Origin of the sequence: Nitrosovibrio tenuis, from assembly GCF_900109785.1 — a bacterium.
In the GTDB taxonomy this organism is placed as follows: Bacteria; Pseudomonadota; Gammaproteobacteria; order Burkholderiales; family Nitrosomonadaceae; genus Nitrosospira; species Nitrosospira tenuis_A.
Map to the genome: position 1 here is coordinate 78800 of NZ_FOBH01000007.1, position 19622 is coordinate 98421.

Sequence of the window (19622 nt, forward strand, 5' to 3'; positions counted from 1 at the left end):
GCGGACGTGATTGATCCTGAGTCGATTGATTGTTACTTACCCTTCAGCTTCCTAAAAGCCGCAGCCATAGCGGTATTCGCCACGGGTTCCCGTTTCTGCTCGTGTTTCTGCTCGTTTTTCTGTTGGCGCCGGAATGAATTGTCTTTCCGCTTGCCTTCTTGTTTCGATAAGTCATCGCGCTTGTCCGGTTGCGCTGCGTTATCCGTCAGTCGCATGGTCAGCGTGATTCTTTTGCGCTTTTCGTCGACTTCGAGCACTTTGACTTTGACCACCTGCCCTGCTTTGACGACGCTATGCGGATCTTTCACGAACGTGTCGGCGAGCGCGGAAATATGTACCAGCCCATCCTGGTGCACGCCAATATCGACAAACGCGCCGAACGCAGCGACGTTGGTCACCACGCCTTCCAGCATCATACCGGGATGCAAATCCCTGATCTCGCTCACCCCCTCCTTGAACACCGCGGTTGTGAATTCCGGGCGCGGGTCGCGGCCAGGCTTTTCCAGCTCTCCCAGAATGTCGGTAACGGTCGGTAAGCCAAATTTCGCGTCCGCATACTTGGCCGGGTCCAGCGACTTCAACAGTTTTCCATTGCCGATTACCGTTTTGATGTCCTGGTTTATTTCGGCGAGTATCCTTTCGATCACCGGGTAAGACTCGGGATGCACCGCGGAGGCATCCAGCGGGTTATCGCCGTTTAGAATGCGCAGAAAGCCTGCCGCCTGCTCGAATGTTTTTTCGCCCAGGCGCGGCACGTTGCGCAAGCCGGCGCGCGAGGTGAACATGCCTTTGCTGTCGCGGTAGGCAACGATGCTTTGCGCGGTAGTGCTGCTAAGCCCGGAAACACGCTCCAGCAAAGGCTGCGAGGCCGTGTTGACATCCACCCCCACCGCATTGACGCAGTCCTCGACCACCGCGTCGAGCGAGCGCGCCAATTGGCTCTGGGCAACATCGTGCTGGTATTGACCCACGCCGATGGATTTGGGATCGATCTTCACCAGTTCCGCCAGCGGGTCCTGCAGGCGCCGCGCGATAGAGACCGCGCCGCGCAGCGACACATCCATCTGCGGCAGTTCGCGCGAGGCGAACTCTGACGCCGAATATACCGATGCACCCGCCTCGGATACCACGATTGAAGTCAGCTTGAGCTCGGGGCGCTGCCTGATCAGATCCCTGGCCAGCTTGTCGGTTTCCCGCGACGCGGTGCCGTTGCCGACGGCGATCAGAGACACCCGGTATTTTTCAGCCAGCGTTCCCAGCGCATCAAGCGATCCCTCCCAGTCGTTCCTCGGCTGATGAGGGAAAACCGTAGCAGTCTCCATGACCTTGCCGGTCGCATCCACGACCGCGACCTTCACGCCGGTGCGCAGGCCGGGGTCAAGACCCATGGTGACGCGCGGTCCGGCGGGCGCAGCCAGCAGCAGCGCCTTCAGGTTGCGCGCGAAGATATTGATCGCCTCGGCCTCGGCGCGCTTGCGCAGTGTGCTCATCAGATCGGTTTCGAGATGCGGGAAGATTCTAACGCGCCAGGCCCAGCGCACGGTTTCGCTCAACCACGCGTCAGCGGCCCGGTTCTGGTTACGGATGCCAGCGTGAGCCGCGATACGGGCTTCGCACGGGTTGTATGGGGCATCCCACGTCGGCCTTTCCGCTTCGGAATCCAGCCGTAGCGCGACGTTCAGCACTTCCTCGCGACGGCCGCGGAACAGGGCCAGAGCGCGGTGGGACGGAATCATGCCGATCTTTTCGGAATAGTTGAAATAATCCGCATACTTGGCGCCGGCGTCTTCCTTGCCTTCAATAATCCTGGACTCCACCACGCCATGGTTCAGCAGGTATTCGCGCAGCCACTGCAGCAACGCCGCATCTTCGGCCAGACGTTCCATAGGAATATGGCGCGCACCCTCAAGCGCGGCTTTGGCATCTTGAACGCCGGGATTGTCGCCCTGATTGCTGCTGAAGGCGGGCTTCAGGTATTTTCCTGCCTCTTCCTCAGGTTGCAGCATGGGGTTTGCCAAAAGCGCATCGGCCAAAGGTTCCAGCCCGGCCTCCCGCGCGATTTCCGCCTTGGTGCGGCGCTTTTTCCTGAAAGGCAGATACAGGTCTTCGAGCCGCGTCTTATCTTCCGCATCCGTCAGCAAAGCGAGCAGCGCCGGCGTCATTTTGCCCTGCTCTCCGATGGAAGCAATGATTACGCTGCGCCTGTCTTCCAGTTCGCGCAGATAGCCCAGCCGCTCTTCCAGCAGGCGCAACTGCACATCGTCCAGCCCGCCCGTAGCCTCCTTGCGGTACCGCGCAATGAAAGGCACCGTCGCACCTTCGTCGAGCAAGGCAATCGCGGCGGCCACCTGTGCAGGCTTGGCGGCGAGTTCAAGGGAAATGCGGTGTTCGATGGATGGCAGCATATGAGGATAAATGAGGACAAACCAAGCCACGGCTTTTGCCGTGCGCCCGCGATTATCCCATTTTTGCCAACCCGATTGCCAACCCTGTTACCAACTCGATTGCCAACGCGGCCGGCAAAGGCAGTTGCAGCCCGGCTTTCATCGATAGAAGGGCCAGGCAATTTGTGCGGTCTCTGCACACAAACGCTTCGAACCAAACGATCACCGCGCCAAGGGTACTGGATTTTATGAAAATTCACCTAAAAGAGCCGTGCATGCCCAACGACGGGGCTGATGATTTTCAATGCTCTACTTCTTCTTTGGTGCGTTTTTGGCGTTTTCGCGCATTTTCTGATCCAGCTTGCTCATCTGCTCCGGTGTGAGCACTCCCTCCAGGCTTGCTCGGGTGCCCTGCTGCACCGCTTGCAACTTTTGTCGCTCTTCGTTGAAGATGGCTTCGACTTTACTTTTTTCTGTTTCTAAAATGGCTTCGACCTTGGATCTTTGATCGGCGCTGAGGTCCAGTTCCTTGCTCATGCGGTCGAGTCCCTTCCCGCTATCGGCAGATGCGGTGTCTTTTTGCTGGGTATGGCCGGCGACAGGACTGAGAACAAGTCCGAGTGCCAGCAAAAAACCCGTCAGTTTCTTATTCATCATATTCCCTTATGCTGTAATTATTCCTTACGCTGTAACAAACCGGTCCGCCCGCCGCATTGGGTGGAGCAACGGACTGGGATGGATAAAACCGGGTGATTCCCCTGTGAAGGATATATCTACCCTCCAGACAGAGGGCACGAAAGGTCAGTAAGCGGCTCTGGCTCAAGCCGCTCCTGCGTAAGATCCGGGAAGCCTAGAAAAGACCCGAAATCGAGCGTGTTAATCCATTCGTCAGATCAGCGGCTGCTTCTTCATACTGCAAGTTAACCTTATTGGCCGTGCTGACGACACGCGTACGGTATTTGTTCATGTTACTGACTTTGGTAGAGGTTTGACTTCTTGATCCGCCTATTCCTTGCTTCGCATCCTGCCGACTGTCTTGGCGGACAATTACACCCGCCTCAGCCCGCTCCGCAATTTCAACATCAGTAACAGCCATGTATGTCACGTCCTTCACCGCGGCGCTCGCGACGGTATCCACGAGTCCGAAAGCAGCGACGCCAGCCAGCCCGCCAATCCCGGCAGCACCCCAGCCATCTATCGCAGCCCCGGTCGCAGCCCCTATGGCGGCGCCGGCAGCAGCGCTGCCAGCGGCACCAAAAGCGCCGCCATAACCCGCCCCCAGGGCAGCTTGCGCGGCTGTGGGGCTCGCCTTATCCACACTCAACACGTTCACCTGAAGCCAGTAGTAGGCTTTTTTGGGATCGGGTGTAATGGTATAGCCTTTTCCTTCAAGAACTCTTGCAACGGGTCCGGCAATGTCGAAATTTGCTTTGTCGGAGGTGTTGCGCACATTGAGATAAACAGTCTTCTGGCCGGGTTCAACTGGATCAAGGAAAATGGTATCGCTCATTTTGGTTTGAACGTCCAGATCCTTTTTCGCAATCGACGTGTGAACAGCGGCACAACCACTTAATATCATTGAAAATGCCATGGCGACCGCCAGCGCCATAGTATGTTTACCTTCCCTATAACCCATTTTGTTCCCCTGTTGTTATTAATGATTAAATCGGTTTTGGCGGAGGGTAATAAAAAGTACGTTCACGAGCGTACTCTTGCTCTTATCAGCAACCGCTTGTTCTTCGTATCACGTGCAGTCAATCCATTCGACCTCTGGCAACGTTACCACCAGCCGCCATAAAAAGGACTGTAACCTCCTCCATAATAACCACCGTAATAGGGCCGCATATATCCGCCGGTGTAGCCGAATCCACCCAGCAGTGGAATATTAGGCGCTACATAGCCGCCCGGTGTGCGGGTTGGCGTCCCTCGGTCTGTCGCAGCCTTGAGCGAGGTGGTCAGACTCGCGTCGTCCGGAACGTTGAAAGGCTTGGAAATCGTTTCCTGGTTGAATTGCCTCTGGATCTCCTCCAGATTGGGATCTGCCCATACGGCAGCGCTACTTAAGGAGAGAAACAGCAAAAGTCCGCAGGGAGCATTCTTGTTGCGAGCGGTCATTCAACACCTCCAATAGGGTCAAAACCTGATGGATTCAGGCTCGATTGATTCTCGTTCACTACCGAAACCCGCCAACTCATCCTGGCGCGGTTTGTGTGCCGCTTGTGTGCCACTGCTATCCCAAGTGTACTGCTTATTCGCTAGGTAACGTCAAATTTCCAACCGCTTCGCCTTCCAGTACGCGTACTTCCAATAACTGTCATTTAAGCGGGAAATAATGACCCCTTGCTTCGTCGACGCATGCAGGAACCGGCCGTCCTCCAGATACATGCCTACATGCCGGAGTGTTTTCCCTGTCTTGAAAAATACCAGGTCGCCCGCCTGTAACTGGTCTTTATCCACGTCTATCCCCAGCTCCGCCTGCAGGTCGCTTGATCTCGGCAAGGTCACGCCCAGCTTCGACTTGAATGTCATGTGAACGAAGCCGGAACAATCGATACCGTTCTTGCTTAACCCGCGCAGCTGGTAGCGCGTGCCCCTCCATTCGTCATATTGTGCATAGAGCGCGCTTTTCACGGAGTCCGAATCGCTCAGGTCGAGGTTACCGCCCAGGTCCACACCCACCCGGGGGGCTGATCCTGTCGTATATCCACTCCTCGCCGCACCCCGGTCCGGGGTGCTAGTGCACCCCATGAGCGTTGCAATCGCAACGATTCCAGCCACCCAGAGATTATTTTTCATGAGGTATATTCATCCGTGCACGAGTTCCGGGCTAGTTGATTATATAAGTGCGCTATATCCATTATAGGGAGAGAGCGCGGGCTCTGGGAGGAGTTGCTTTCGCTATCGGTACCCCAACGAGATTAAGATGCTGACATGGGCGATTGCTCGGCCGCGAGGGTGCTCACTCATGCCTGGCCGGCTGCCTTGTAAAAGCTTCTTCGGAGGAAATTCTAAAGACTATGCGCAAGCTCAGCAACAGGAATAATACTTTTTTTCTGCTGCCCATTTAAAATCAGCAGAATCAGCAGAATCTGCATCCTTTTGCCGCGATGGCCTATCTCCCGATCAGCCGGACGAGCCTCGTCTACCTCGTGTGCTGTCCTTTAGCTCATTTCACGAAGTTGAATGCCGGGCGCGGGGACGGCGTATCAGACATGGCGTATAACCGCGCCCCAACACATTATTTGAAATTCAACACTGCGTTGCGGCCGTCATGTCGGATGAGCAGCAACGAAATTCGAATCATACCGAACAATAATGAGAAAGCGCCCGTGCATCGAGATACACGGGCGCTAACGGATAACTGGAGTTCACTTCCCCCGCGAGCAATTCAATTATATGAGCCCGCTAACCAGTACTTACTCCTGCTGTCGTGTCATTCCAGCAGAATTGCGGCATCGGGCGAATTTACTTCCTGGGACATTTCAGGTGGGCAATCGCGGCCAAGCGTTGCCTTCGATTTATCGCTTCCAGGCTGGCTGGTAAACGCATCGGTATTGGGTTCTCCGGCCAACGCAACGGGGGAAGAGAAGCTCGCGGCCACAAGCAGGGTCAGAAACAGCGAATGTACGGTTTTCATTTGAATCTCCTTGATTGCGTGAGTTTAATAAAATGGCCAGCGTCTGGTGATTGAACAACTTTCAAGTGGACAAAACCCGCTCGGCTATCGTGAATCACCTTTTGCTGCACTGGTCGCCATGGTTTATTTATATCACACAAAACCACTTTTTAAAAGTGGTTTTATGCATGGGATGAATAAGAGCGTCTGGCACCCTTAAAAGGTCGTAAATGAGGCTCAAACGAGGCCGGTAGGCGGAATTGTTTCGGTGCCGGGTAGGGAACCGGCATTGAAAATCATACTGAGCCGATCAGGTATGCGCTGTATCGCGGGTAGCTGGCCGGGGGCGCTGCGTCCGACATACAACGTCTGGCGAAGCCTGGCCGCTTCCATGCTCGTCCACCCATTACCCGAAGGGGGGCTAGGGCTTCTGAAAAGGATAGATGGAGCCCAATGACAATATCGTGGCGAGTTCATCCAGAGCGGTGCGGCTCTCGCGCAGCAGGGATGGGTCCGCCAGGTCTCGCGGTGTGATGCGTTCACGATAATTTCTCTCGACCCATGCCTTTAGCTCATCGTAGAGATGCTGATCTAGAATGACGCGGCTGCCCCGTCTGATGGATTCCAATTCCGCTTCGGTAAGAACTACACGAAGTCGAAGGCAGGCCGGTCCGCCGCCATTTCTCATGCTCTGCCGTAAATTTATATAATCGACTCGCTTGATTGGGTTGGCGGTATCCTCCAGGATATGATTGAGAAAGGCCCGCGCCGACACGGACTCCTGGCATTCCGAAGGAGCGAGAAGCATCATTTCCCCGTCGGGCAGACTGATTAACTGGCTGTTGAACAGATAGGTGCTGACCGCCTCGGCGATTGTTATATCCGATTCGCAGGCTCTAATGAAGTGGATGGGTTGATCGGACGCTTCAGCGATTTTTTTCTCGGTTTCGCGCCAATTCTGAAATGCCGCCTCGTGATAGAGGAGGACGTTGCAGTTAGTCACCGCGAGCACATCATTGTGAAAAGCCCCTGCATCGATGGCAACGGGATTCTGCTGTACAAATATTTCTTTCCGGAATTTGACTTGGTGAAGCCGGGCAATGGCTTCACTTGCTTCGAGTGATTGCCGCGCGGGAAATTTCAGTGGCCTGGCGAGCTCTGGATTGGCCGAGCGGCCGAACACAAAAACCTCCAGACCGGTATCCCCATGATCTGAACACAGACGCATATGATTCGCGGCGCCCTCGTCCGCGCAATACAGATTCGGCGGAAGCGGGTCATGGTGCTCGAAATACCGCACATCGCTGAAAACACGCCTTAGAATCGCCGAAGTGGTCGGCGGCTCGATGCTCCGATGAAACTGAGACGGAAGATTGGCCGCAGTCATGTGTACCTTGCCGTCTTCCGTATCGGCACTCGGAGAAACCGTGGCAGCGTTCGCAACCCACATGCTCGATGCCGAGGAGCACGCCCTCAGCAATGCCGGCGCGATCTCGGCCGCCTGACGGATAACCGCGACATCGTCGCCGGAAAAGCCCATCTTCCGAAGCACATCGACCGCCGGTCGGTCTTGCGGGGGCAATATACCCTGCCTGATGCCCAGATCGGACAGATACTTCATCTTCGCCAGCCCCTGGAGAGCGGCTTCGCGCGGGCTTGAGTCGGTTAGCGCGTTCTCGGCCGCCGCAACATTTCCAACTGCGAGCCCGCCGTAATTATGCGTCGGACCGACCAGGCCATCGAAATTGACTTCACGTGCTTTCACTTCATCGCTTTCATAGGTGAACGGTGGCTCCGCCGGGATAAGCTTGAGGCCTTATTGCCCGAAGTACTGATCCGAAGATATGCTGCTCGTGGTCGGTTGGACTGGATTCCGGGTCAGCCTCCGGATGAAGCATCTCACCATATTTTACTCATGGGTAAGTAGTTCTACTTCGTAGTTCTACTTCGGTTCTACGGGAAAGTCTGCTCATGGCCCGTAATTTTGTGCGGAAGGGGAACCGCATTGGCGGCTGCCACTTCAAGTCGCCGGGCTTTCTTCTCCAGGCCCGCAATCACCAGCTTCTGTATGCGCTTGTGCGGAAGGGCCTCACCCGCTGCCCATCGCGAAACGGTGGAGGGTGCGAATTCGAATTCATCGGCGATGGCCCGCCGCGAGACCCCCGCAATGTCGCCGTGCTGAACCAGCCATGAAAATTCGGCCGGGTCGCCGCTCCAGTCCGCGCAATATTGCCTATATTGCTCGATGGTTACCACGATTACCTGTCTCCTTAATCATTGCGGAATGCAAATTCTTATAATATCTATTTCGCTAACTGTCAAGCTGTTACGATCATATATGCAACATCAGGAAGAGAATGGGCTAGGCTATTGAATTTGACCGGATTGCCCTAATATTTGCGGGTTAACCATGGGATAAGCGGGCGAAAACAGGAGGTATAAAGGAATGCCATGAAAAGGCGCCATGAAAAAGGGGTGCCCATTAAAAATGGCAAATGGCGGAATAACGGCTTTCAACCGACGGGAGAGCAGATATGGTGACAACCACCCATGCAACGATCCGAGCCGCGGGCGTGGGCGATATGGCGCGTATTCTGGGCGAGTACAGCGAAGCCATCAAAAATCTTCCGCTGACCGAGTCGGCAAATTTACTGTCGCGCCCCTATAACGAGTTTAAAGCGGCCGTCGAGAATGGACTGTTCTTTGTCATAGAGAATGCGGCCGGCAATTTCATCGCTGGCGCGGGTGCATTCGATCTTGAAGATCCAGCTGCCAAAGAACTTGGGATGTGTTATGTAAAAAAAGAATGGAGAGGCTTTGCGCTGCAAACGCTTCTACTGAATGTCAGGGTTTGCGCTGCCACCTTGGGCCAGGTTCCGGATGCCAGCGCGATCGCTGATTTAAACAAAAGCTATGCGGCACTCATCACCGGGGTGAAACCGGCTAATGAGCGCTCTGCCGTAAACACGACTGAACTTGGGTTCGAATCCCTCGCAGTGCCCCCGCCAGCGCTATTTTCGGCGTGCGCATCCTGCCGGACTCCTCCGGTTTCGGACTCAGGCCGCAAATGCTGTTGTGATTTTTTCTACCTGCCCGATTCCAGGCGCGCGGACGTCATCGAGAAAACCTTGCAAATGACAGACTGGACCAGGTCAAAAAATAACGTCCAGCTAATCGTGTCATTCAGGATCAGGCATTTGCTGGATCCGGATTTCAGGAAAGCCTTGCAAGATATCGTGCCTGAGCTCAGAAGCCGGACAATCTCCGAATAGGTACCGAGGGCCGGTCAGGGCAGGGTGATTTTAATGGCCCTGATCTTGACATGCGTAGTGTTTACATCTTGTAATCCGTCGTCAGCATTTCCAGAAGGTGCCCGGCAGGATCGCGGAAATATACCCCGCGCCCGTCATTGTGATGGTTGATATTCATGTTTTCCGGTTCGAAGGGACCGCTGCCATACGGAATGTTTTCCGCTTTCAGCCGGGTGAATATCTGGTCAAATTCTGGCTCGCTTACCTTGAACGCATAGTGATGAGTTTCATATTTGTCTCGATTATCAAAGTCCAGGGACAGCGTTTCATTCACTCTCACGACAGTGAAATGCGAAAACTCCCCGACATAATCGAAACCGAAGATTCTCGAATAAAACCTGGCGGCCTCAACCTTATTGTGCGCAGGCACAATAGTATGATTCAGTGTGATTGCCATGGCGTCTCCTTCTGTAAGGGCTTATAGGGCTTATAGGGCTTATAGGGCTTATAGAACACATACCTTACCCCCAACCACCGCAACGATCAAGCAAGGTGAAAAACCAAGGAAACGCAACCATGGCCTCGGCTTTCTTCTTCTATCTCTTTCTTGACTCAGCCGAAAAGTAAAATCATCAACTTCGGGTCTTCCGCCGCCTAATCCCGCCTCAGCCTGGCAACATTATCATAGAGCCATGCGACCAACGCCGGCGCATTTGCACCATGATGTATTTCGGAATGGCAACCGGGACAAAGCGCAACAGCATTCGATACCACGTCTGGCCCACCCTCCGCCAATTGCCACACATAATGCAGCTCCAGATAAGGCAGGCCGTCGGCTCCACTAAATAAGGCCGGTTTTTCGCAGCATTCGCACACACCTCCAGCTTGTTGCAGAACCCAGGCCTTAACCGAAGCATCCCGTTGAAAGTGGGTAACCGCCATTCGCCTGGACTTCGGGCTGGGATTACCCTGCGGTCTGCGCAGATTTCTTTGACGGGCCTGCTCTCGTGCCGCGATCTCAAAAGCAACAATGGGTACTCGCCTCTGCCCTTCAATTTGTTCAAGCAGTTTTTCGATCCGGGCCGCGACGCCGGAATCGATGTTTCTTGCCGGTTTGAGACCTGGCAGCCAACCGCGTCCCATAAGCGATAGCACGTAGGAAATGTTTTGCATTCGAAGTTCATAGGCTTTTTCTGTTCGCCCGAACTTTTGCATCAGTTTCCTGTAATACTGCTTTGTTATAAAGAGCCGGCCAGCTCGCTCGTTACGTTGCATCTCGACGTAGGATTCAACCGCGGCTTCCAGCTCTTCCTCGGTCCAGCCGCCGTTCATACAGATAGTGCCCTATACATTATGGATTTCTCGCGGTTATGTATCGCCCTGTTTTAAGGCCTTATTGCAAATTGGCAAACCGCTCAATCTACCGAAATGATCCGCTCGAAGGTTATAACATCGCCCTGGAGTTCATATCTTACACAACTCAGCCTTGAGATTTAAGAGCTAACTAGCCCCTGTGCGCATCGCTTGAGAGCCTTGAACACTCCTCATAGGCTGCACCGAATCAGCTGCCTTCACTAGCAGTCTTGAGAGGGGAAAAACTCTGCAATGAGTGCGTCACCGCACAGAACTTGCCATTCGCCCTTCCTACAATCGGTCCGTATTTGACAGTCATAGGGGTTGTAGGGCTGGGAACGGGCGACCCTGGGCTGGAAGCCAGGGGCTGGGATTTTCCGCGGCATTCCCTTTCCTCCGGGGTATGCGTATGCGTTGGGACGTCCGTCAAATATGGACTAGTAAAGGTTATGAGCGAGAAGAAGAATTTATTCGTCTACTATTTTTCTTATCCTATCGGAGTCTTCCATGAAACCTTATTTCAATTCAAGTACTACCGTATTCAAAATATTGATCGCCCTGACTATTGGCTTAAGTATGGGTTTAACCCAAGCCGTATATGCTCAGGGAGACATGTCTGAAAAATCTCAGTCACAATCAAAATCTTCAACGCCGAAACAACCCTGTGCCGGGCCCAGTGCGATCCAATGCCCAGGCGGGATGAAATGCATAGATGACCCCTCGGACAAGTGTGATCCAACCAAAGAAGGCATCGATTGTCCCGGAATATGCGTGGCGGGAGCACCGGTAAGCAAACTCAAACAGCCCTGTGGCGGCCCAACCGGGATTATGTGTCAAGGCGGCATGATATGTGTCGATGATCCGTCAGACAACTGCGATCCCACCAAAGAGGGGATTAACTGCAAGGGTATATGCATGAGCAAATAGCAGAAGACAGCCAAAGCAACCGCGCTGGCTGCAACACATTCAGGAAGACGGACACCATGCATGGCTGTGCGTCTGGAAAACAGAATGGCTGGATTAATTCACAAAAAAAGGAGCTGAGCAAAATGTCTAAATGCGTCACTTATGTAAGAGATACCGAAGGCAAAATTGAACGTAAGCCGACTGTCATCACCAGCTGTCCGGACGATTCCATGGAGCCGTACAAATATGAGGAACCTCTTGTGGGATTTCCCGAATCAAAAGTGTATTGGGCAAATGAAGTGGGGCCCAGCGTGGGCATAGCGCCAATGACTTCCTGAATCCCTGGTTTTATATAGCGACGGTAACACGAACGGTTACCGTCCGTACGGGGGGCACATCTTTTTGCCAGGGCCGTCTTAAGAAGAACAGCGCCTCGGCCTCCCCTGGTTCCAGCGCGTCGATGATGAAGGTATGTTCCACGCTGGTGGTTTGCAGCGCGGAGGGATGGGCGGCATCAGGTGCATCTGGTGCTTTAGGTGGGCTTTCAGGAAGAACAGGCAAGACGGGGCGGATGGCGATTACGCCTGGGGGTCCGTTTATCTGGAACTCCCAAACGTATCCAGCGCTGCCCAGTCCGCCGAGTACCACCCGATACTCGGCGCCGGGATGCAATACAAGTTCAGACGACGCTTCCAAACACCACTCCTTCGTGCCAGGCCGCACCGTCGCGCCAATAATGCTGAAGCTTGCTGTCGATGCGGAGAACGATGACCTCCAGGTTGAAGCCATAGCTCCCCTCCACCAACGAGACCACGGCCAGGACATTATGTCCGAAAGTCGCGCTCTGGCGCCACAGCATGTCGGACTGGTTCCGCCACCAGTGCTGCACCGCTCCGCCAACAGCCACGCATAATTCAAAGTTACCGACTGCTTTCTCATTGCCTGCCCCATATGAGCCTTCGATCATGCAGGGCGGGCTGCCGATTCCGCTACCGAACTCCGGACCGGCATGCCACACCATCCCACGATCGTTATCGCGCCACCAATGCTGCATCTTGCCGGAACTCAGCACACAAACCAGTTCAAAATTGCCGGGTGCGCCATAATGGCTCTGTATCAGACTCGCACCACTGTAAGCGACATTACTCCCGAATTTGACACCATTATGCCAGCCGCTGCCATCCCTCCACCAATGATTGAGCTTGCTATCCGAGGTGCGCACCACGACCTCAAAATTACCTGGCGCGTTATAGTTGCTCTGGATAAAGCCAGGGATGCCCGCGGCATCGGTGGGGCCGAATAAACCGCCGTCGTGCCAAGGGCCTCCTGGCTGTTGGTACCACCAATGATGGAGACGCCCGTTCGTCGTAAGATGCACGGATTCGAAGTTGCGGTTGAAGGTGGTGGAGATAAAAGTCGGACAGACAGCCGCGTCGTTTCCAAAACTCAGACCTTGATGCCAGAGAAGGCCGGGTGCATTGTTGTCGCGCCACCAATGCTGGATCACGCTGCCGGGTCCTGTGGCCAATAATTCGAAATTACAGTGTGTGGCGCCATTTCCGCTTTCCAACATGCCGCCATTGTGCATGCGTCGTTTCGTCCATGGGTCGGGATTGACATTGGTCAGCCCAATCTTGGCGCTGCTGTCGATATCGACCTCCCCATAGCCGATCTTGACAAAGCCTGAATCACCCCAGCCGGAGCCCCATGAATTCTTGACGATCCAGCAATTCAGGTCATCATCATAACCGACGACCAGCATGACGTGCCCCCCCTCCACCTTGTTGGGATTGCCGCCGACCATGGCCTGTTTGTGGTAGACGCCGGTGCCGTAATAGAAAAAGTCCGTCCATACAGTCATTCCGCATACCAGCGGCCCGACCGTATCCAGCCATTTCTTCTGATCGGACACACTGCCCACATGTGTATAAGCCGGTATTCTTACCGAACGCCCCGAACGATCAGGTGTTGGCGTATAGGCAACCGCGTCATAGGGCCCGCCACCAGTGCCTCCGCAACCCGAGCAACCCGAGGCTGTCACCGGCCAGGCAAAGCATCCGGGATCAGCGGCGCTATTATTCTTTATCCAGTCCAGGGCGTTTTCCGCGTTGCCACACTGGCAACAGGTAGCATGCATGCCCTTGTGGACATCGCCTTCCGAATACCATGGCCATACGCAGTGCTCGATGCGCACCATTGCCTCGACCAGCGCCACGGCGGCGAACAGCCAGCACGCCTCGCAGCCGTTCTGGTCGCGTATGCTCGTAATCCATGGCCAACCCCACCTGTTGCGCCAATCGACGCTTGAAAGTGTGGGTGCGCCCGCCGGGGCCCCGCCTTCCAAGGTAGCTATCCCCCGAATGGAACCGATCAGCGATTCTGGCCTGAGTGGCGCTGCAATGATGTTTTGAGCCACCCGACGTTGAAAAACGAAGGGGTTGCTCGTACGCTCCGCCAGCAGGGCCTTGAAGTCCAGCAGCCTGATACGCTCGGCCGGCATGAATTTGTCCGACAGGCCGCCCAGCCGAAACACGAGCGGCTCGGTGATATTCAGCAGACGATCGTTTACTCTCCAACTTGCATTATTTGCTTCAAGTGTTTCTTCGAGATCCAGAATGATAGACATTTGCCTTCCCTTTTTTGAAAGTATGCCGTACGAAAATCTCCTTACCACGACTGTACAGGCAGGACCTGATGCTTCTGAAAGCATAGTTCATAATCATCGCTTTGCTGGTTAAGTCAACAGCAAGGCAACAACTACCTGGGACATATGGAAAGCCCGGGCATGACTCAAGCCATCAATGACTTTGGGGGGAGGTGGTCAGATGGTCCGGCACAATTGGAGCCACGAATGCTTTTATTACCGGCCCGAGCAGCCTGGGTATGACCGATCTGGGACTCTGGGTGGGAATCTGGGGAAGTGACGGTTACGCTTCCGGCATCCGTGACGCCGGCCAGGGGGGTGGGATCTTCCATGACGGCCACAGGAGCTCATCATGTTTTTACACTGGCCCCTAATGGCGAGGGCATGACTACCTCAACATGTTGCCGAATCTTCCGGCGGCCCTAATTCGATTGGGGCCAGCGCGATGAACAACATGAGCAGTTCATCCATCTAGCTTCGTCGCTTGTATCCTTCCAAACTTCCAGCTTATACGTTGATGGTAACGGGTCTTGCGCCTGCCGGTTTCAGGGGATGTGGAAGCCTGCGATTGGATCGTACAATTCTCGGGTTTACGTTTGCGCTAATTCGCTTACCTGGGCCTGTCGAGCCAGCAGAGCCCCGTTTCAGGCTAAACTCGGTTTACGGTATGGGGAGCTCCAATGGGCCGCTTTAACCCGTGTATAGGATACACGCAGTTCTTTGGGCCGAAACAGCGAAAAGCTGCATGGGTATTGGACGCGCTCCTGTCTTACGAAGCGTTTTCCCATCCATATACCCGGGTTTTCCGCTGATGAAGCAGCGTTCTATGTTGAATCAATATTTTGCGCCTGTTTATTTACGCAACTTGATTGGCTGATTGACCGGCTGATTGAAGGGAAGATCGTCCCGCCGAACGCCGGGCCATTATCAGACCAAATAAGCCAAGACCAAGAAGCGCCAGGGTTGTGGGTTCGGGAACGCTCGACTGCGGCAATTGCTGGGGTGTCGGCACAAATAGCGCTTGATTCGTCAGAGCATTGTTCCCGATGTTTATGTAGCCTGAAGCGGCGAGTTCCGAATATTCGTCATCGTCCCGACCTTTTATGGTCCAGGCTCCACCTTGGATGCTGAGTTCAAAGGATTTTCCGTTAGATGTAAAATCTTCTACAAAAAAGAGGCCATTGAACACGCCGTTTTTAAACTGTATTGATGGACCTCCTAAGACGTGCGGGTCATTGAACTCGAACTCTAGCGGCTTATTTCCGAAGATAATATCGAAGATAACGTCATTGGATGCACCGGTTACCGATCCTAATGGGACGTTAACGAAGCCGGTACCCGATGCTGGGGTGAGACTTTTGTCAAAAAGCAAATGACCACTTACGGAGCCAGCTGCACAACCACTGCAGGTATTTGTTCTTTGTAAGCCAAGTCCGCTACCTAATTCCTTTACCGTCAGGACACCTCCGCTGAATCCGGCTGTGGTATATATCGGTAGTGCTTGGGAAGAAGGTATGCCTGCCAAGACCAACACAAAAGTAATCGCAGCACCAAATAATTTGCTCATCATTTCCCCTTTATTAAACGGCTATTGACCCAGAGCCGCATCGTACCTGATCGTCGAATAATGGCTATTGGACTAAGGTACATACTCGACAGGGTTTAACGATGAGGATGCAGCCGAATATAAAAAACTCGGCGTGGGATTCATTTACAAGACTCCGGATGGAATCCCCTTACAACCTTAAAGGGGCAACAAACAACCAAATCATCCAGAAGGATAAAGATATCGGTGCCGCAAATGACGAGCCTGCCCGCCGGCCCTTCCTTTCAAATGAACAAACGGCTGAGACGCATCATCCCTCAAAGTGTCACCTTTGCTTCTGGCCTTGCGCTGTCACGAGCCCGACATATTCTTATGTGATTATTGTCGCAACGCCTACCCTCTTGAGGCGTCGTTGGTGTCTAATCTTGTGGATACCGCAGCCCGGCAGAGCCTTCTCGCCGGACTTTTTTATTGTTCTCTCCCCTTCCCTGCCGTTGACACCCCATGCTGATTCTCAGGTTTAACGCCCCCGCAGGTATTACTAGACGAGGGAAACGTGGCACTTTACAAGTATGAGCAAAATGTAAAAGCCAGGCGGTGTTACAGGATGACCTTTAATAATCTTGAAAAAATCGTTATCCTTGTGTCGAGAGCCCGTTCCAACTTGTAGAAACCTGTCCATATCGCAGCCATTGGTGGTCGATTATGAAATTAATCAATCCTGAAAATATACCGTTGTCACAGCTAAAGTTGGCTTGGGATTACTCGACTGAAGGCAACATAGAGTTTGATTGGACGCTTATAGAAGAAATTTGCGATGCAAGCGGGATTGAGGTTTCTGAGTTCCACGACGAGCGCGGAGACGATGTCTGCGGTCTAGTCCACCAGTGGTATGCAGAGCATCTAGCTCACGGTGGGGAAAAAGATCCAGTCATGGAAGAGATAATTCTGCAGGCAAAAATCGAAGAATCTCTAAAGTAAAAGCCCCGACCACAAACTGACGGCAACTAATCAGTATTGCCGTCATGCAGTGCCATACCGCTCGCTTGATCAAAAACGCCTTCGAAATCAAGGAATGGCGGCTTGTTAATTGCTGGGTTGAATATTTTCGGCTCGGTACTGGCATCGAAAGACTTCGCGCTATCATGCGTAGCCGTACCCAAGGGCGCTTGGGTCAATCACCTGTCCAACAATCCACGACTCCGTCCAAGGGGATGGCTCGTTTGGTGCGTGAAATATCAACGTAGAATTCAAATCTCGGCCAGAGAAGCCGCTAGCGGGGAGATAGGGGGCTATCGTCGGATGATGCTTTTTCCATCGCTCCCACAGCAAATCCAGAAATGCATGGTGCAGAAAGAAGACCGGATCGTTCGGCGATGACGCATCGGCCATATTTCCGCCAATCCAGCGATGAACAGGGTTATGAAGTACCCCCGACGCAACCAGCACGAAGCAAGAGGGGCCTGCCCAATATGGCGTCCTGGCGATACCGGCGGAGATGTCCGTAGCGACTGGAAGCCAAGAATTTGCGTCCTCCCCGAACTCACGTCTTAGGCCAGGGTCTCCACGATTATCGTCCCAGACGCGAACTTCAAAGCGGCCGGTCGTATACGCAAAAGGACCGATCGTAACCCGACCCCCTTGGGCCCCATCACCATCTCCTCCAAGGAAATCCGGCGTGAACGGGTTGCCCGTACCAGAGAAGTTCCAGTCCCAATACGGCAGCGTGATGGAAGCATCGTTGGCAACAGCCTGAAGAGTCAGTTCAAACTGCCTAAGCAGAACACGATGCCATGGGAAAAAAAGTGAGGTCCCATGAGGCATTGGCTCAAACATGGCGGGTCCAGTCATCGCGTTCTTGTGTACCTCTACGAAGTCGTCATATCGCTTCTGTTTTCCCGGATGCAAAACGCTATCAACATCATTCTTCAGTGCCAGCACAGCATCAACAAACGCCGTTTTTTGCGTAGGGCTCAAGTCCTTATGATTGTGACGGATATCCAAGTGGGGCCTCCAAAGTTAAATAACGTAGAGGTTATTTCGTCTGATTAGGGATGCTGCCGCAAAGATTATTCCCTCTGGCGTAACAGAGGGCAAGGATTATAATTTATCCTGCATATAGTTCGTTGCGTGGCCCGATTAAACTGTATCTCTCCAAATTAATCGACATTTCTTCCATCGCCCCACTCACGATCACATCCAAGTGTCATAGACCTTTTTCCGAATCTCGATTACCGTTTCATCCCGGCACTTCAAATCGTACCGAATAGCGCGGTATCCAATGTTCGCACCGAAATAGCACAACGGTAGCCTGGGCGCCCTCGCTTGCTTAACGAGGTTGACGTCGAAATTACCTGTAATCTTTGTAAGGCGATGTTTTACTATCGGTAGTTTCAATGAGTGACAAGCGCTGATTCATCGACTTAATTGCGTTGAAATCGCTATATTTTGTGATACGATAAAACCACAGGTACGCAGATATTTCCCACAATGATTTGTTAATTCACAATGTTGTGAATGGAGTTAATCATGCCAGACCTAGCGGGCGAACTCAGGCAACTTGCTCTAAATTGTGCGAATGAAATAAAAAAGCAGAGCCCGAGTGATCCTGATAAAGTAGCTAAGATATATAGCCGAGCTAGATCATTCGCTGGGTCCAACTGCCCGATGTGTTGGGCGGTGGACGGGAAACTGATTTCGCTACAAATCACGGCATCTTGCGCAAGTAAGCATACTAATTATTATGAATGTGAAAAGTGTAGGTTCAGTGGGGTTTTTCCAAAACCAACAGTTCTGGAACGTAATTAAGAAGCGGTCATCCATAGCCGTTCATGCTTGATATCTCGCGGGACCAGTCGGGCCGGACATAGCTTTCTGAGCCGTACAACGACGAAGGATGTGTTTTCATGGCTACGTATGCCTGTCGACCGATTTTACTAACGCGCTTCTCCAACTCTTCCGCCATCTACGCCATAGCCCTTCCCCCGATGACATCCAGCGCGCCATATACTTTTCGCCGAATTTTAACCCCTATGGCCCCCCGGCACATTAAATCGTACCGAATTGCGATAGCCGATGTTCGCGCAGAAGTAGCACAGCAGCAGTTTGTATGCCTCGCGCTTGCCATGTACTCATTATTGTTTGCTGAAGCTTATTACACTGGACATCAGATTCAGGAATAGGGATCGGCGATTTCCTTTCAAGTTCATGGGTGAAAGATATCCCAGCGCGCTATGACGTCGCTTGGGTTATATCAGCCTTCGAGGAAAATAACTGGCGAAACAACCTCCGCGCCGCGCTGGACGAATCATGAAAAACATAACGCCGTTATTGCTTGTAGCAGCATTAATCCTAACCATTTATTTTGCTAACCTAACTTTCGGAGGCTTTTTTAAATGAAGGTTTTCTGAATTGCAGGGCGCGCTCTGAACTATTGGGTTGCCATAGCACATCACGACTAGCCGTTATGGTGGCTATCCTATCTTCCTTCCAATGCTCTGCGGTCAACCCATGATTGAACCGACCGGCCGTAACCTTGCTTTCCTTAAGGCGCACGGGCTTACCGCCATATCCGAGCGACAACATATCCGATTGGCCCAGAATGGAGCGCCAGTACGGTTAGCTTCGCTGCTGCTAAATAGCTCATCCATCCGTTTCTCGCAGGCTGCTTTCGTATCTGGGGAGCGGATGAACTTAGCGGCCTCTGAATTGCCCTTCTTGCCTTTCGGGCGCAAATTACCCGTGCTTTGGCCGCGAGCGTTGGGGTCGTGCTGACTGGAACCCGTTTCAGGATTGGCCGCGAATGCGGGCTGTTTTCCAGCGACAGCGGATGCGGGTTCGCTCCATCCCCCAGTGCCCCCACCCCGTTTGCAATATTCCCTACCTTCGCACATCCGCAATGTTCCGAAGGACATTCGTGGCT

18 protein-coding genes are annotated in these 19622 nt (G+C 53.3%); 3 read left to right on the top strand and 15 right to left on the bottom strand.

Going from position 1 to position 19622, the window contains the following annotated elements:
- Positions 1-32 precede the first annotated feature (32 nt).
- From BMX00_RS09845 to BMX00_RS09880, 9 genes are all read right to left on the bottom strand, one after another.
- Positions 33-2405 (bottom strand): Tex family protein, encoded by a 2373-nt coding sequence (locus tag BMX00_RS09845; protein ID WP_090828929.1) that lies wholly within the window; start codon positions 2403-2405, stop codon positions 33-35.
- A gap of 288 nt (positions 2406-2693) precedes the next feature.
- The gene (locus tag BMX00_RS09850; protein ID WP_143053080.1) at positions 2694-3041 is read right to left on the bottom strand and encodes a Spy/CpxP family protein refolding chaperone; all 348 of its coding nucleotides are present in this window, start codon (positions 3039-3041) and stop codon (positions 2694-2696) included.
- Between the two features lie 193 nt (positions 3042-3234).
- On the bottom strand, positions 3235-4020 hold the full coding sequence (locus BMX00_RS09855; protein WP_090828855.1) for a complement resistance protein TraT: 786 nt from the start codon (positions 4018-4020) through the stop codon (positions 3235-3237).
- 143 nt (positions 4021-4163) lie between these two features.
- Positions 4164-4499: a hypothetical protein gene (locus BMX00_RS09860; RefSeq protein ID WP_090828856.1), complete on the bottom strand. Its 336-nt coding sequence runs from the start codon at positions 4497-4499 to the stop codon at positions 4164-4166.
- A gap of 150 nt (positions 4500-4649) precedes the next feature.
- On the bottom strand, positions 4650-5180 hold the full coding sequence (locus tag BMX00_RS09865; protein WP_090828857.1) for an NlpC/P60 family protein: 531 nt from the start codon (positions 5178-5180) through the stop codon (positions 4650-4652).
- 637 nt (positions 5181-5817) lie between these two features.
- Complete coding sequence (locus tag BMX00_RS09870) at positions 5818-6021, bottom strand: hypothetical protein (protein ID WP_090828858.1); 204 nt, start codon at positions 6019-6021, stop codon at positions 5818-5820.
- A gap of 216 nt (positions 6022-6237) precedes the next feature.
- Positions 6238-6393 (bottom strand): hypothetical protein, encoded by a 156-nt coding sequence (locus tag BMX00_RS14575; protein ID WP_177171829.1) that lies wholly within the window; start codon positions 6391-6393, stop codon positions 6238-6240.
- Positions 6394-6421: 28 nt separating this feature from the next.
- On the bottom strand, positions 6422-7765 hold the full coding sequence (astB, locus tag BMX00_RS09875; protein WP_090828859.1) for an N-succinylarginine dihydrolase: 1344 nt from the start codon (positions 7763-7765) through the stop codon (positions 6422-6424).
- 188 nt (positions 7766-7953) lie between these two features.
- Positions 7954-8256, bottom strand: coding sequence for a hypothetical protein (locus tag BMX00_RS09880; protein WP_090828860.1), 303 nt, complete (start codon positions 8254-8256; stop codon positions 7954-7956).
- A gap of 278 nt (positions 8257-8534) precedes the next feature.
- On the opposite strand from BMX00_RS09880, the gene BMX00_RS09885 reads away from it, so the two are divergent.
- The gene (locus BMX00_RS09885) at positions 8535-9272 is read left to right on the top strand and encodes a hypothetical protein (RefSeq protein ID WP_090828861.1); all 738 of its coding nucleotides are present in this window, start codon (positions 8535-8537) and stop codon (positions 9270-9272) included.
- Between the two features lie 61 nt (positions 9273-9333).
- Here the strand turns inward: BMX00_RS09885 and BMX00_RS09890 are convergent, their stop codons facing one another.
- Positions 9334-9708, bottom strand: coding sequence for a VOC family protein (locus tag BMX00_RS09890; RefSeq protein ID WP_090828862.1), 375 nt, complete (start codon positions 9706-9708; stop codon positions 9334-9336).
- A 197-nt stretch (positions 9709-9905) separates the two neighbouring features.
- The gene (locus BMX00_RS09895; protein WP_090828863.1) at positions 9906-10583 is read right to left on the bottom strand and encodes an HNH endonuclease; all 678 of its coding nucleotides are present in this window, start codon (positions 10581-10583) and stop codon (positions 9906-9908) included.
- 1070 nt (positions 10584-11653) lie between these two features.
- Here BMX00_RS09895 and BMX00_RS14380 point away from each other — a divergent pair.
- Positions 11654-11848, top strand: a complete 195-nt coding sequence (locus BMX00_RS14380; protein ID WP_143053081.1) for a hypothetical protein — start codon at positions 11654-11656, stop codon at positions 11846-11848.
- Positions 11849-11858: 10 nt separating this feature from the next.
- On the opposite strand, the gene BMX00_RS09905 is transcribed toward BMX00_RS14380, so the two are convergent.
- From BMX00_RS09905 to BMX00_RS09915, 3 genes are all read right to left on the bottom strand, one after another.
- Positions 11859-12206 carry a protease inhibitor I42 family protein gene (locus BMX00_RS09905; RefSeq protein ID WP_177171830.1) on the bottom strand — a complete coding sequence of 116 codons (348 nt, stop codon included), beginning with the start codon at positions 12204-12206 and terminating at the stop codon, positions 11859-11861.
- Positions 12190-14136 (bottom strand): C1 family peptidase, encoded by a 1947-nt coding sequence (locus BMX00_RS09910; protein WP_090828866.1) that lies wholly within the window; start codon positions 14134-14136, stop codon positions 12190-12192. The genes BMX00_RS09905 and BMX00_RS09910 overlap by 17 nt, the downstream gene beginning before the upstream one ends.
- A gap of 874 nt (positions 14137-15010) precedes the next feature.
- A complete protein-coding gene (locus BMX00_RS09915; RefSeq protein WP_245728007.1) occupies positions 15011-15724 on the bottom strand; it encodes a PEP-CTERM sorting domain-containing protein in 714 nt (237 codons plus the stop codon).
- A gap of 681 nt (positions 15725-16405) precedes the next feature.
- Here BMX00_RS09915 and BMX00_RS09920 point away from each other — a divergent pair.
- Positions 16406-16681, top strand: coding sequence for a hypothetical protein (locus BMX00_RS09920; protein ID WP_090828868.1), 276 nt, complete (start codon positions 16406-16408; stop codon positions 16679-16681).
- Between the two features lie 162 nt (positions 16682-16843).
- Here BMX00_RS09920 and BMX00_RS09925 read toward each other — a convergent pair whose 3' ends face one another.
- Positions 16844-17704 carry a tyrosinase family protein gene (locus BMX00_RS09925; RefSeq protein WP_090828869.1) on the bottom strand — a complete coding sequence of 287 codons (861 nt, stop codon included), beginning with the start codon at positions 17702-17704 and terminating at the stop codon, positions 16844-16846.
- Positions 17705-19622 lie beyond the last annotated feature (1918 nt).

Coding starts and splice junctions, on each gene's coding strand:
- BMX00_RS09845 (WP_090828929.1), bottom strand. CDS start 2,405: ATGCTGCCATCCATCGAACACCGCATTTCCCTTGAACTCGCCGCCAAG.
- BMX00_RS09850 (WP_143053080.1), bottom strand. CDS start 3,041: ATGATGAATAAGAAACTGACGGGTTTTTTGCTGGCACTCGGACTTGTT.
- BMX00_RS09855 (WP_090828855.1), bottom strand. CDS start 4,020: ATGGGTTATAGGGAAGGTAAACATACTATGGCGCTGGCGGTCGCCATG.
- BMX00_RS09860 (WP_090828856.1), bottom strand. CDS start 4,499: ATGACCGCTCGCAACAAGAATGCTCCCTGCGGACTTTTGCTGTTTCTC.
- BMX00_RS09865 (WP_090828857.1), bottom strand. CDS start 5,180: ATGAAAAATAATCTCTGGGTGGCTGGAATCGTTGCGATTGCAACGCTC.
- BMX00_RS09870 (WP_090828858.1), bottom strand. CDS start 6,021: ATGAAAACCGTACATTCGCTGTTTCTGACCCTGCTTGTGGCCGCGAGC.
- BMX00_RS14575 (WP_177171829.1), bottom strand. CDS start 6,393: ATGGAAGCGGCCAGGCTTCGCCAGACGTTGTATGTCGGACGCAGCGCC.
- BMX00_RS09885 (WP_090828861.1), top strand. CDS start 8,535: ATGGTGACAACCACCCATGCAACGATCCGAGCCGCGGGCGTGGGCGAT.
- BMX00_RS09890 (WP_090828862.1), bottom strand. CDS start 9,708: ATGGCAATCACACTGAATCATACTATTGTGCCTGCGCACAATAAGGTT.
- BMX00_RS09895 (WP_090828863.1), bottom strand. CDS start 10,583: ATGAACGGCGGCTGGACCGAGGAAGAGCTGGAAGCCGCGGTTGAATCC.
- BMX00_RS14380 (WP_143053081.1), top strand. CDS start 11,654: ATGTCTAAATGCGTCACTTATGTAAGAGATACCGAAGGCAAAATTGAA.
- BMX00_RS09910 (WP_090828866.1), bottom strand. CDS start 14,136: ATGTCTATCATTCTGGATCTCGAAGAAACACTTGAAGCAAATAATGCA.
- BMX00_RS09915 (WP_245728007.1), bottom strand. CDS start 15,724: ATGATGAGCAAATTATTTGGTGCTGCGATTACTTTTGTGTTGGTCTTG.
- BMX00_RS09920 (WP_090828868.1), top strand. CDS start 16,406: ATGAAATTAATCAATCCTGAAAATATACCGTTGTCACAGCTAAAGTTG.